Here is a 13,508-nt window from a genome sequence, read left to right on the forward strand (position 1 = left end):
TCGCGCGGCCTTTATTGGCTTGCTGTAACCGGCGGGGGCACCAGCTCCAGCACCCGGTCACGCCCTCCTTCGGCCAGCAGATAGGTGCCTTGGGCTGTGCGTACGATGGACTGCGGGGCTTTGAGGAATGACAGGATCGTGTGCCGTTCGCCCTGTGCATCGATCAGCAACAAACGTGCGCGGTGGGTGGAATCCTCACTTATCCACAGGCCGCGCTGGTCACACATCAGGTACGTCGGCTGGTTCAAGTTAGCTTGCACGACGGGATCACGACGGTCTTCGGTGAGCTGGCGAACCACACCCGCCTGCTTTTCCGTGTACAGCAGCCGGCCGTCCGTGCAGCGCGTGATGGACTCTGTTTCGTTGAGGCCATCGCGCACCACCGTCAGCGTCTGATCGCTCCAGCGGTAACGCAGCAGACGCCCATTCCCATGGCGGTCTTCGATGGCGTAGAGCACGTCGCCGTCGTTCCACAGCCCTTGCGCATTGAAACCTTCAAACAGGTGAGTGATCTGGCCATCCTTCAGCAGGCTCACCATGGCGCCATCGGTTTCCTGGCTGTACACCCAGCCGCCTTGGGCGGCGACCATGCCGTCGGGCTTGGACAGTCCGTCGACCACCGTTTCGCGCTTCCCGTCGGGTTGGATTGGCACAATGCTGCCCTTACCGTCCGGCAACTCCAGGCTGACCAGCAACGAGCCATCGGCCAAGGGCGCCAGGGACGCTGCTTTGGGCACCATCGTCATGCTTGACTCGGACCTGCCAGCCGGCTGCGGCCTGGACGAGATAGAAACTCTGCCAAGCGAAGAAACCCAGTGTTGCGACGAGCAACAGGCCAAGGCTGGATAGCCCGGCTTTGAACAGAAAGGAAAGTCGAATCACGTGACACGTCCAGTCGGGCCATGAATCGAACACGGGGCGACGCATTCGAATCAGACAGGAAAATAGCGAGGTGTGGCGCAGCGTGCAGTATCTGCTTCAAGCCCGCTGTAGAGCATGATGCGCCGCAAGCGCCAGACCGTCCGTAGTGGGTAGAGCGCGGGCATCACTGTAACGCCTTGGCGGTAAAAAACTGATCAGGACTTGGCTGTCTACCGGTCAGGCCAGCCTGCAAGACCGAACCCGCCTGTTGATCAGGCTTCGACGCGCCTCACTGGAAGCGTTCGAAGCCGATCGCCAGATCAATACGTCCAGGTCACCGACGCCGTCAGGTTGCGCGGCGCGCCGTAGCTGGCGGTGGTGGCGTTGTTGTACAGCGACAGCAGGTATTTGCGATCGGTGACGTTGTTCAGGTTCAGCGAAGTGCTCCAGTGGCTGTCGATGTCGTAGCTGGTCATCAGATCGACCAGGCCATAAGCGTTCTGGGCAATCGCGCGGTTGTTGTCGTTCTCCACCTTGGTTTGCCAGCTGACCCGCGTACCCACCTTCATCTGCGGCAGGCTTGGCAAGCGATAGGTGAGCATGCCGCGGACCGCGTGGGCCGGCACGTATTGACGGGCACGCTCGCCTTCGTCGTCGTCGACATGCACGTAGGTGTAGCCCGCGAGCAGGTCCAGGCCGGGGGTGATTTCGCCGGATGCCTGCAGCTCGAGACCATGGCTCTTGATGTCGCCGGGTATGGAAAGGGTCTGCCGGCCATCGTAGAACGACGACATGACGACGTTGCGTTGCTCGGTCTTGAACAGTGCGCCGGTCAGGTGCAGGTGATCGTCCATCAGGCTGCCCTTGACGCCCACTTCCATGCTCTTGCCTTCCTGCGGATCGAGCAGGCGGCCATCGGTGCCGACCGCGTTGTATTGCGGGTTGAAGATCTTGGTCCAGCTGCCGTAGACGCTCCAGGCATCGTTCAGGTCGTAGACCAGGCCGGTGTAGGGCGTCACTTCGCCGTGCTCGCGGGTGGAGTGCTCGCTGCCGTAGCTGTCGCCCTTGCCATCGGCGCTGATCATGCGCGCGCCGGCGATCCAGTGCAGGTCGTCAGCCAGGCTGAAGCGAGCACCGGCGAATACGCTTTTTTGCGTGTCCTGGAAATTCTGCCCCAGCGCTTCGCTGGTGACGCCGAACGACGGCATCGGCGTGGCGCCTGCCAGGATGCCGGAGAACGAAGTGGTGAAAGCGCTGCCGTCTTCGAGGTTCTCGTCATACTCCTGACCCTTCTGGTGGGTGCGACCATAGGCGGTGCCGAAGGTCAGCTGGTGCTCGCGGCCGAACAGGCTGAACGGGCCCTGCACCTTGGCTTCGCCCAGCAACTGGTGCGCTTCGCTGCGAGTGTGGTTGGCGTAGGCGCCGGCCACGTCGTCGGCGACGGAGCCGACATACAGCATGTTGGTATTCTGCTTTTCCTGAACGCCGGTGGCGGTCAGCGTGGCGTTCCAGTCGTTGCCGAAATCGTGTTTGAGCTCCACGAACGCCCGCTGGGTGTGCAGGTTCCAGTAGGTCCACGGCTGGCCGATGTTGCTGCTGCGGCTGCTGTAGTGAATTGGGTTGCCGGCGCTGTCGACCAACGGCAGGTTGCCCCAGGTGCTGCCATTGGCGTCGCTGTTGTGCTGGGAGAAGCCCATGGTCACGGTGTCGGCATCAGAGACATCGAGCGCCAGCAGGCCAGCGGCGATGTTGCGCTCGTGGCTGTAGCGGTCCATCCACGAGTTGCCCTTGTCGTGGGAGTAGATGAAGCGACCGCGCACGTTGCCGCTGTCGGTCAGCGGGCCGGCGACGTCGACGTCCACACGACGGCTGTCCCAGGAGCCCACGCTGGTGTCGATTTGCGCCTGGAAGGTATCGGTAGGCCGCTTGCGCACGAAGTTGACCGTGGCCGATGGATTGCCCGTACCACTCATCAAACCGTTTGCACCGTGCAGCACATCGATCTGTTCGTACTCGGCCAGGTCCTGCTCGCCTATCAGCAAACCGCCTACGAACGGCATGCCGACACCGTCGTATTCAAAGGCGTTGATGTCGAAACCGCGCGAGGTGAATTGGGTACGGTCGCTCTCGGTCTGCTCGACGGTGACCGACGGGGCGGCGCGCAGGGCGTTCTTGATGCCGGTGATCCTGAAATCGTCCAGCGCCTGGCGGGTGATGGTGGTCACACCCTGCGGCGTCTCCTTGTCGGTCAGCCCGAGCTTGGTGGTGCTGGACGACGCCCTGCCTTCATATCCCACGCTGGCGGCATCGGTACCCTCCTGAGTGCTTTCAATCTGTGTGATTGGCAGTGTGAGGTCGTCGGCCGCTTGAGCCATAGGCATGGCACTGCACACGCCGACTAAAAGAAGGCTGGCAGGGATGGGACTTTTCAAAGTGTTTTCCTGGCGAAATGCAAATGGTAATGGGAGGCGTTTCTGGGCCACAAAATTACATTAAGTCCTGGAAATCCTTGGTAAATAATTCTTCATCTTTTGCTGAAGGGGGTGGATGGCCTTGGTGCGCCGAGAGCTCACCGTGCAACTTTCCCGCAGGCGGCGGCGTGGGGCGCACTCGTAAAGCATTTGGCCTCTCTCAGCGGCGCTTGATCTTGTAGCCCTGTACCGGAATATCTTCTGTCCGCGCATACAGTGGGGAATCGCTGAACCTGAGCTGTTCGAACGCTTGTGTATCCCAACGCCTGGCCTGTAACGCCGAATGCAACATACCGATGCGCAGCGGTATGTTCCCGCGCCTGTCTTTTGGCCGTCGGCATGGCCATAAGCTGAAACCCTCCTCGACGAAATACCGATAGGGGTCGTAGTCATTGAGGTCGATGGAGAACCTTTCGAAAAACTCGACCATCAGCTCATTGGCATCGTCCCCATCGATGCCGAGAGCACGTGCCACATCGGTCGATAGGCTGAAGCGTTCAAACGCTCTTCTGCCAAAGCCCGCCGTGTCCTGAATGCAGATGACAATGCTGTCTATGACGCTTGGATCGATGACGTCTTGGCTCATAGGTGATTCCTGATGATCAATCACCGTAGCTGACTACGCGCAGCCGCTGACGTTTCGCGTGGGCAGCAGATTGTTGCTGATGAACGGGTACAGCCCAAGACAGCAGAGACGCGCTACCTCGGCGTGAATTGCACAGGAGGGGTGGCGGGTGATGAAGATCCAGGGCCACTGCAAGTACCGAACCCAGCAACTTGAGTACGTCTGACGCAGGAGTCGGGTGATTGATCGAGCTGGATTTGCACAAGCGTGGATGAGCGTCGGCGCAGGTTAAGGTGAGCGCAACAGCCCAGAGAAGCGCAACGAAAAAGGGAGCCGGTCAAGGCTCCCTTCGGGCGCGGCAGTTTTAACGTGCGGTATGCTCGGATTGGTTGTCAGAACCCACCGCGAACCGTGCCTTATTCCACCGTCACCGACTTCGCCAGATTCCGCGGCTGGTCCACATCCGTGCCCTTGAGCACTGCAACGTAATACGACAGCAACTGCAACGGGATCGTGTACAGGATCGGCGCCAGTGCGTCGGCGATGTGCGGCACGTTGATCACGTGGGTGCCTTCGCCATTGGTCATGCCAGCCTGTTCGTCGGCAAACACCACCAGCTCGCCGCCGCGGGCGCGGACTTCCTGCAGGTTGGATTTGAGCTTTTCCAGCAGCTCGTTGTTCGGCGCCACGGTGACCACCGGCATGTCGGCGTCGACCAGGGCCAACGGGCCGTGCTTGAGTTCACCGGCCGGGTAGGCTTCGGCGTGGATGTAGGAAATCTCCTTGAGCTTGAGCGCACCCTCCATCGCCACCGGGTATTGCGCGCCGCGGCCGAGGAACAGGGTGTGGTGCTTGTCGGCGAACAGTTCGGCGGTTTTCTCGATGGTGCTGTCCATGGCCAGGGCTTCGCCCAGACGGCTTGGCAGGCGGCGCAGCTCATCGACCAGCTCGGCTTCGACGCCCGCTTCGAGGGTGCCACGCACCTGGCCCAACGCCAGGGTCAGCAGCATCAGCGAGACAAGCTGGGTGGTGAAGGCCTTGGTCGAGGCGACGCCGATTTCCGGGCCGGCCAGGGTCAACAGAGTCAGGTCGGATTCACGCACCAGCGAGCTGATGCCGACGTTGCAGATCGCCAGGCTGCCGAGAAAGCCCAAGGCCTTGCCGTTGCGCAACGCGGCCAGGGTGTCGGCGGTTTCGCCGGACTGCGAGATCGACACGAACAGGGTGTCGGGCTGCACCACCACCTTGCGGTAGCGGAACTCGCTGGCCACTTCGACCTGGCACGGGATGCCGGCCAGGCTTTCCAGCCAGTACCGCGCAACCATGCCGGCGTGGTAGCTGGTGCCGCAGGCGACGATCTGCACGTTGCGCACCTTGGCGAACAGCTCGGCGGCTTGTGGGCCGAAGGCTTGCACCAGCACGTGGTCCTTGCCCAGGCGGCCTTCAAGTGTGCGTTGCACGACGTTTGGCTGCTCGTGGATTTCCTTGAGCATGAAGTGGCGGTACTGGCCCTTGTCGGCAGCTTCCGCGCCTTCATGGTACTGCACGGTTTCGCGCTGTACGGCCTGGCCGGCCTGATCCCAGATGCTCACCTGTTCGCGGCGGATCTCGGCGATGTCGCCTTCTTCCAGGTACATGAAGCGATCGGTCACCTGGCGCAGGGCCAACTGATCGGAAGCGAGGAAGTTTTCGCCGATGCCCAGGCCAATGACCAGCGGGCTGCCGCTGCGCGCGGCGACCAGACGGTCTGGCTGCGCCGCGCTGACCACGGCCAGGCCGTAGGCACCGTGCAAGCGCTGGACGGCAGCTTTGACCGCATCGGCCAGGTCAGGGGTGGTTTTGAGGATGTGGTGGATCAGGTGGACGATGACTTCGGTGTCCGTCTCGGAAGCGAACACATAGCCCAGGGCTTTGAGTTCTTCGCGCAGCGCCTCGAAGTTTTCGATGATGCCGTTGTGCACCACGGCCACGTCATGGCCGGAGAAATGCGGGTGCGCATTATGTTCGGTCGGGGCACCGTGGGTGGCCCAACGCACGTGGGCAATGCCCAGCTGACCGGTCAGCGGCTCGGCCGCCACGGCGCTTTCCAGCTCGCGCACCTTGCCCGTGCGCCGGCGGCGCTGCAGGCCCTGTTCAGCGCCGAAGACAGCCACCCCTGCGCTGTCATAGCCGCGGTATTCGAGGCGCTTGAGGCCTTCGATCAGAATGGTTGTGATGTTGCGCTCAGCAACGGCACCCACGATTCCACACATGTTATTGCTCCTGGCTGATCGTGGCGCAGATCAGGGTGACGCCACGGGCTTGAATTTGTTCGCGGGCCTCAAGGGGCAGGCGATCGTCGGTAATCAGGGTATTCACTCGGTCCCAAGGCAACTCGAGGTTGGGAATTTTCCGCCCGACTTTGTCGGACTCCACCATGACGATGACTTCACGGGCGACTTCGGCCATCACACGGCTCAAACCGAGCAACTCGTTGAAGGTGGTGGTGCCGCGGTTCAGGTCGATGCCATCGGCGCCGATGAACAGTTGGTCGAAGTCGTACGAGCGCAGCACCTGCTCGGCGACTTGGCCTTGAAAGGATTCGGAATGCGGGTCCCACGTGCCGCCGGTCATCAGCAGCACGGGTTCGTGCTCAAGATCGCCAATGGCGCGGGCCACGTGCAGCGAATTGGTCATCACCACCAGGCCGGGCTGGCGACCCAATTGGCCGATCATGGCTGCGGTGGTGCTGCCGCTGTCGATGATGATGCGCGCGTGTTCGCGGATCAGTTGCACCGCCGCGCGGGCGATGGCCTGCTTGTATGCCGACACCGGCTGGACCGGCTCGGCCAGCAGCTCCTGCGGCACGGTGACAGCACCGCCATAGCGGCGCAGCAGCAGGCCGTTGGCTTCGAGGGCGGCAAGGTCTTTGCGGATGGTGACTTCCGACGTTTCAAAGCGCTTGGCCAGAGCGTCGACACTGACTTCGCCCTGCTCAGTGAGCAAGGCGAGGATATTATGCCGGCGTTGAGGCGTATTACGTTTCGACATGATGCGCTTAAGTTTCGATCTGAAAGATAATGATCGCAATCAAAACCTAAAGCGGCCCACGCGTCAAGGGATGGATTTCCCAGTGCAGGCTGTAGACAGCAGGTGCAAACGATCGCGCACAGCGCAAGCCACGGCCCTGAAACGAAAAAGCCGACTTATCCACAGTTGTCGGCTTTTACGGCGTCGCTCATGAGCCAGTTTCAGCTCTTCTTGATTTTCTCAGGTCGCTTCCAGCCATCGATGTTGCGTTGCCGCGCACGGCCGACCGCGAGTTGAGCCGCATCGACGTTCTGGGTGATGGTCGAGCCAGCGCCCGTGGTCGCACCTGAACCGATTTCTACCGGCGCTACCAGTGAGCTGTTGGAACCGATGAACACATCTTCGCCCAGCACCGTGCGGAATTTGTTCGCACCGTCGTAGTTGCAGGTAATGGTGCCCGCGCCAATGTTGGTGCGGGCGCCGATCTCGGCATCGCCCAGGTAGGTCAAGTGACCGGCCTTGGCGCCCTCACCCAAGTGGGCATTCTTCAGTTCCACGAAGTTACCCACATGGGCTTTGGCGTCCAGTACGGTGCCCGGGCGCAGGCGTGCGAACGGGCCGGCATCGCTGCCCTCGCCCATCACCGCACCGTCCAGGTGGCTATTGGCTTTGACCACGGCGCCAGTGCGCAGCGTAGTGTCCTTGATCACACAGTTGGGGCCGATCTGCACGTTGTCTTCGATGATTACGGTGCCTTCCAGGATCACATTGATGTCGATCAGCACGTCGCGGCCCACGGTGACCTGGCCACGCACATCGAAGCGGGCGGGGTCGCGCAGGGTGACGCCCTGGGCCATCAGGCGGCCGGCCTCGCGGAACTGGTAGTGACGCTCCAGCTCTGCCAGTTGGCGACGGTCGTTGGCGCCCTGCACTTCCATGGGGTGGTACGGCTGTTCGGTGGCGATTGCCAGGCCATCACTGACTGCCATGGCGATCACGTCGGTCAGGTAGTACTCGCCTTGGGCGTTGTTGTTCGACAAGCGGCCCATCCACTCGGCCAGCCGTGCGGCCGGCAGCGCCAGGATGCCGGTGTTGCCTTCTTTGATCGCTTTCTGCGCCTCGCTGGCATCTTTGTGCTCGACGATCGCGGTGACCTGACCCTCATCGTCACGCACGATGCGTCCGTAGCCGGTGGGGTCATCCAGCGTGACCGTCAGCAGACCCAGTTGCTGGTCGTTGACCTTGCCCAACAGGCGCTCGAGGGTTTCGACTTCAATCAGCGGCACATCACCGTAAAGCACCAACACGGTGTCGGCGCTGATGGCAGGCAGCGCTTGCGCCACGGCATGGCCGGTACCCAGCTGCTTGTCCTGCATGACGAAATTCAAGTCGTCGGCAGCCAGGCGCTCGCGTACTCGCTCGGCGCCGTGGCCGATCACCACATGAATGCCTTGCGGCTGGAGCTGGCGCGCGCTGTGGATAACGTGGCCGAGCATCGAGTTGCCGGCCACCGGGTGCAGCACCTTGGGCAAGGCCGAGCGCATGCGGGTGCCTTGGCCAGCGGCGAGAATGACGATATCGAGGGACATGAAAGCTACCAATGCTGGGCGGTCAGGGCCTGACCGTGTGGGGTATGACTGTGGAAAAAGAAAAAGGGTAGCCGATGGCTACCCTTTTTCTCAATCTACGCAAAGCGCAACGGTATTAACCGCCGAACTTCTTGCGGATCTGCTGGACGGTGCGCAGCTGGGCTGCGGCCTCGGCCAGACGCGCGGACGCGGCGCTGTAGTCGAAGTCCGCACCTTTCTCGCTCAGGGCCTTTTCGGCAGCCTTGACGGCGTCCTGAGCAAAAGCCTCGTCCAGGTCTGCAGCACGTTGCACGGTATCGGCAAGCACCTTGACCATGTTCGGCTGCACTTCGAGGAAACCACCGGAGATGTAGAACACCTCACGGTCGCCACCCTGCTTGGTCAGCGTGATCGGCCCTGGCTTGAGATTGGTGATCAGCGGCGCGTGGCCTGGAGCGATACCAAGATCACCCAGGTTACCGTGCGCAACTACCCTCTCGACCAGACCGGAGAAAATCTCTCCTTCCGCGCTGACGATATCGCAATGGACTGTCATAGCCATCTGCTTGCCTCAACCTGATTGCGCCCCTTGCGGGGCGCCGGGATTACAGTTTCTTGGCTTTCTCAACTGCTTCTTCGATGCCGCCGACCATGTAGAACGCTTGTTCTGGCAAGTGGTCGTAGTCACCTTTGAGGATGCCGCTGAAGCCAGCGATGGTGTCTTTCAGGGAAACGTATTTGCCCGAGGCACCGGTGAAGACTTCGGCCACGAAGAACGGCTGCGACAGGAAGCGCTGGATCTTACGAGCGCGCGATACCAGTTGCTTGTCGGCTTCGGACAGTTCGTCCATACCCAGAATGGCAATGATGTCTTTCAGCTCTTTGTAGCGCTGCAGAACATATTGAACGCCACGCGCGGTGTCGTAGTGCTCGTTGCCAATCACGTTCGGGTCCAGCTGGCGCGAAGTCGAGTCCAGTGGATCGACCGCTGGGTAGATACCCAGGGAAGCGATGTCACGGGACAGTACGACGGTGGCGTCCAAGTGGGCGAAGGTGGTCGCAGGCGACGGGTCGGTCAAGTCATCCGCAGGTACGTATACCGCTTGGATCGAAGTGATCGAACCTTGTTTGGTGGAGGTGATGCGCTCTTGCAGAACGCCCATCTCTTCGGCCAGGGTCGGCTGGTAACCTACGGCTGATGGCATACGGCCGAGCAGTGCGGATACTTCAGTACCGGCCAAGGTGTAACGGTAGATGTTGTCGACGAACAGCAGAACGTCGTTACCTTCGTCACGGAACTTCTCGGCCATGGTCAGGCCGGTCAGTGCTACGCGCAGACGGTTTCCTGGCGGCTCGTTCATCTGGCCGTAGACCAGAGCAACTTTGTCCAGAACGTTCGAATCCTTCATCTCGTGGTAGAAGTCGTTACCCTCACGAGTACGCTCACCCACACCGGCGAACACGGAATAACCGCTGTGCTCGATGGCGATGTTACGGATCAGTTCCATCATGTTGACGGTCTTGCCCACGCCGGCACCGCCGAACAGGCCGACTTTACCGCCTTTGGCAAACGGGCAGACCAGGTCGATCACCTTGATGCCGGTTTCCAGCAGGTCGTTACCGCCTGCTTGTTCAGCGAAGCTAGGCGCAGGACGGTGAATGCCCCAGCGCTCTTCTTCACCAATCGGACCGGCTTCGTCGATCGGGTTGCCCAGGACGTCCATGATGCGGCCCAGGGTAGCCTTGCCGACCGGTACGGAAATGGCGGCACCGGTATCGGTGACGTTCAGACCGCGCTTGAGGCCTTCGGTAGAGCCCATCGCAATGGTACGAACCACGCCGTCGCCCAGCTGCTGCTGAACTTCGAGGGTGGTTTCCGCGCCTTGTACTTTCAGCGCGTTGTAAACACTCGGAACGCCGTCACGTGGGAATTCCACGTCAATGACGGCGCCGATGATTTGAACGATACGTCCGCTACTCATAGCTGGATCCTCTGAATATGTGAACCGTTAAACCGCGGCAGCGCCGCCGACGATTTCCGAGATCTCCTGGGTGATCGCAGCCTGACGCGCCTTGTTGTAGATCAGCTGGAGTTCGCTGATCAGGTCACCGGCGTTGTCTGTGGCGTTTTTCATCGCGATCATCCGGGCCGCTTGTTCAGCAGCGTTGTTCTCGACCACCGCCTGATAGACCTGCGATTCCACGTAACGCACCATCAGGCCGTCAAGCAGCTCTTTGGCATCGGGTTCGTAGAGGTAGTCCCAGTGGTGCTTGAGTTCTTGATCCGGGGTTGCAACCAACGGTACCAACTGCTCGACCGTGGGTTTTTGCGTCATGGTATTGATGAACTTGTTCGACACCACGCTGAGACGGTCAATGCGGCCATCGAGGTAGGCATCGAGCATCACTTTGACGGAGCCGATCAGATCATTGATCGATGGCGCCTCGCCCAAGTGGCTGATGGCTGCTACGACGTTGCCACCAAAGCTGCGGAAGAATGCCGCACCTTTGCTGCCGATCACGCACAGGTCAACTTCAATGCCCTGTTCGCGGTTGTCGTTCATGTCCTTGACCAAGGCCTTGAACAGGTTGGTATTCAAGCCACCGCACAAGCCACGGTCACTGCTCACCACGATATAACCGGCGCGCTTTACAGGGCGGTCGATCATGAACGAGTGGCGGTATTCCGGGTTGGCGTTGGCCAGATGACCGATCACCTGGCGGATACGCTCCGCATAAGGACGGCTAGCAGCCATGCGCATTTGAGCCTTGCGCATCTTGCTGACCGCCACTTTTTCCATGGCGCTGGTAATCTTTTGCGTGCTTTTGATGCTCGCAATCTTACTGCGAATCTCTTTTGCGCCTGCCATGTATCACCTATCAGGTTAGCAAGCGGGGGCACGAGGCCCCCGCTGCGGCTTACCAGGTCTGGGTGGCCTTGAACTTCTCGATACCGGCTTTGAGGCCTGCGTCGATTTCGTCGTTGAAGTCGCCCTTGACGTTGATCTTGGCCATCAAATCAGCGTGATCGCGGTTGAAGAAGCCGATCAGTGCTTGTTCGAAGCTGCCAATCTTGGCGATTTCGACGTCGGTCAGGAAGCCACGCTCAGCGGCGTACAGCGACAGCGCCATGTCCGCGATGGACATTGGAGCGTATTGCTTCTGCTTCATCAGCTCGGTAACGCGCTGACCATGCTCGAGCTGCTTGCGGGTCGCTTCGTCCAGGTCAGACGCGAACTGGGCGAATGCCGCCAGCTCACGGTACTGAGCCAGAGCGGTACGGATACCACCAGACAGCTTCTTGATGATCTTGGTCTGCGCAGCACCACCCACACGGGATACCGAAACACCGGCGTTCACTGCTGGGCGGATGCCCGAGTTGAACATGGCCGATTCCAGGAAGATCTGACCGTCGGTGATGGAAATCACGTTGGTCGGAACGAAGGCGGAAACGTCGCCAGCCTGGGTTTCGATGATCGGCAGCGCGGTCAGCGAGCCGGTCTTGCCGGTAACGGCACCGTTGGTGAACTTCTCGACGTACTCTTCGGAAACGCGCGAAGCACGCTCCAGCAGACGGGAGTGGAGATAGAACACGTCGCCTGGGTACGCTTCGCGTCCTGGTGGACGGCGCAGCAGCAGGGAGATCTGACGGTAGGCAACGGCCTGTTTGGACAGGTCATCGTAGACGATCAGAGCGTCTTCACCGCGGTCACGGAAGTACTCGCCCATGGTGCAACCGGAGTACGGTGCCAGGAACTGCAGTGCAGCCGATTCGGAGGCGCTGGCGGCAACGATGATGGTGTTGGCCAGGGCACCGTTTTCTTCCAGCTTGCGCACGACGTTGGCAATGGTCGACTGCTTCTGGCCAATGGCCACGTAGACGCAGAAGATGCCGCTGTCTTTCTGGTTGATGATCGCGTCGATCGCCAGAGCGGTTTTACCGATCTGACGGTCACCGATGATCAGCTCACGCTGACCACGGCCGACCGGGATCATGGCATCGACAGCCTTGTAGCCAGTCTGTACAGGCTGGTCTACCGACTTACGCCAGATCACGCCAGGTGCCACTTTCTCGACAGCGTCGGTCTCAGTGGTGGCCAGCGGGCCTTTGCCGTCAACCGGGTTACCCAGGGCGTCGACGACGCGGCCCAGCAGGCCTTTGCCGACTGGGACTTCCAGGATGCGACCGGTGCACTTGGCGCTCATGCCTTCGGCCAGGGAAGCGTACGCACCCAGGATTACGGCACCTACGGAGTCTTGCTCCAGGTTCAGTGCCATACCGTAGACACCGCCTGGGAACTCGATCATTTCGCCGTACATGACGTCGGCGAGACCGTGGATCCGGACGATACCGTCAGAAACGCTGACGACGGTACCTTCGTTGCGGGCTTGGGAGCTGACATCGAGATTCTCGATGCGGCCCTTGATGATTTCACTTATTTCGGAAGGATTGAGTTGCTGCATTGCTCTGCTGCCCCTTCAAACTCAAGATTTCAATGCTTCGGCCAGTTTCGCGATCTTGCCGCGAACAGAGCCATCGATTACCAGGTCGCCTGCGCGGATGACGACGCCGCCGATCAGGCTGGCATCCTCCGACGCGTGCAGGCGAACTTCCTGCCCTAGCCGTGCACTGAGAACCTTGGCGAGTTTGTCTTGCTGTTCTTGGTTCAATGCAAAAGCACTGGTGACTTCCACATCCACGGATTTCTCTTGCTCGGCCTTGTACAGCTCGAACAGCGACGCGATCTCCGGCAGAAGCAGGAGGCGGTCGTTTTCCGCGACAACGTGAATGAAATTACGTGCCTGTGCATCGAACTTGTCACCGCACACGTCAATGAACGTGGCGGCCTTTTCTGCGCTCGTCAGTCGCGGGGCCTTGAGCAGGCGCTGCATCGTATCGTCTTCCGATACCGCAGCAGCCAGGCCGAGCATGGCTGACCAATTGGCCAGTTGCTGCTGGGCCTGGGCATGCTCAAAAGCAGCCTTAGCGTAAGGTCGGGCCAACGTGGTCAGTTCTGCCATGATCGCCCTCGC

At 60.6% G+C, this 13,508-nt stretch carries 10 protein-coding genes and 1 pseudogene; all 11 read right to left on the reverse strand.

The window, feature by feature from the left end; genetic code table 11:
* Nucleotides 1–11: 11 nt before the first annotated feature.
* The 11 genes and pseudogenes from SJI00_RS10245 to SJI00_RS10295 all read right to left on the reverse strand — a co-directional run bounded on the left by SJI00_RS10245 (nucleotide 12) and on the right by SJI00_RS10295 (nucleotide 13,496).
* Nucleotides 12–834: pseudogene (locus tag SJI00_RS10245) on the reverse strand (SMP-30/gluconolactonase/LRE family protein).
* Between the two features lie 347 nt (nucleotides 835–1,181).
* Entirely contained in the window at nucleotides 1,182–3,242 is a 2,061-nt protein-coding gene (locus tag SJI00_RS10250) for a TonB-dependent siderophore receptor (protein WP_322461611.1), read from the reverse strand.
* Nucleotides 3,243–3,492: 250 nt separating this feature from the next.
* Nucleotides 3,493–3,918, reverse strand: a complete 426-nt coding sequence (locus SJI00_RS10255; protein WP_322461612.1) for a DUF1493 family protein — start codon at nucleotides 3,916–3,918, stop codon at nucleotides 3,493–3,495.
* Between the two features lie 395 nt (nucleotides 3,919–4,313).
* Entirely contained in the window at nucleotides 4,314–6,149 is a 1,836-nt protein-coding gene (glmS, locus tag SJI00_RS10260) for a glutamine--fructose-6-phosphate transaminase (isomerizing) (RefSeq protein ID WP_322461613.1), read from the reverse strand.
* A 1-nt stretch (nucleotide 6,150) separates the two neighbouring features.
* On the reverse strand, nucleotides 6,151–6,930 hold the full coding sequence (locus SJI00_RS10265; protein WP_322461715.1) for a DeoR/GlpR family DNA-binding transcription regulator: 780 nt from the start codon (nucleotides 6,928–6,930) through the stop codon (nucleotides 6,151–6,153).
* A gap of 197 nt (nucleotides 6,931–7,127) precedes the next feature.
* Complete coding sequence (gene glmU, locus SJI00_RS10270) at nucleotides 7,128–8,495, reverse strand: bifunctional UDP-N-acetylglucosamine diphosphorylase/glucosamine-1-phosphate N-acetyltransferase GlmU (protein WP_322461614.1); 1,368 nt, start codon at nucleotides 8,493–8,495, stop codon at nucleotides 7,128–7,130.
* Between the two features lie 115 nt (nucleotides 8,496–8,610).
* Nucleotides 8,611–9,036, reverse strand: coding sequence for a F0F1 ATP synthase subunit epsilon (locus tag SJI00_RS10275; protein WP_322461615.1), 426 nt, complete (start codon nucleotides 9,034–9,036; stop codon nucleotides 8,611–8,613).
* 43 nt (nucleotides 9,037–9,079) lie between these two features.
* Nucleotides 9,080–10,456, reverse strand: coding sequence for a F0F1 ATP synthase subunit beta (atpD, locus tag SJI00_RS10280; protein ID WP_322461616.1), 1,377 nt, complete (start codon nucleotides 10,454–10,456; stop codon nucleotides 9,080–9,082).
* Nucleotides 10,457–10,483: 27 nt separating this feature from the next.
* A complete protein-coding gene (atpG, locus tag SJI00_RS10285; RefSeq protein ID WP_322461617.1) occupies nucleotides 10,484–11,344 on the reverse strand; it encodes a F0F1 ATP synthase subunit gamma in 861 nt (286 codons plus the stop codon).
* Between the two features lie 49 nt (nucleotides 11,345–11,393).
* On the reverse strand, nucleotides 11,394–12,938 hold the full coding sequence (gene atpA / locus SJI00_RS10290) for a F0F1 ATP synthase subunit alpha (protein WP_322461618.1): 1,545 nt from the start codon (nucleotides 12,936–12,938) through the stop codon (nucleotides 11,394–11,396).
* A 21-nt stretch (nucleotides 12,939–12,959) separates the two neighbouring features.
* Complete coding sequence (locus SJI00_RS10295) at nucleotides 12,960–13,496, reverse strand: F0F1 ATP synthase subunit delta (RefSeq protein ID WP_322461619.1); 537 nt, start codon at nucleotides 13,494–13,496, stop codon at nucleotides 12,960–12,962.
* Nucleotides 13,497–13,508: the final 12 nt, after the last annotated feature.

Source organism: Pseudomonas gebzensis, assembly GCF_034427815.1.
GTDB lineage: Bacteria > Pseudomonadota > Gammaproteobacteria > Pseudomonadales > Pseudomonadaceae > Aquipseudomonas.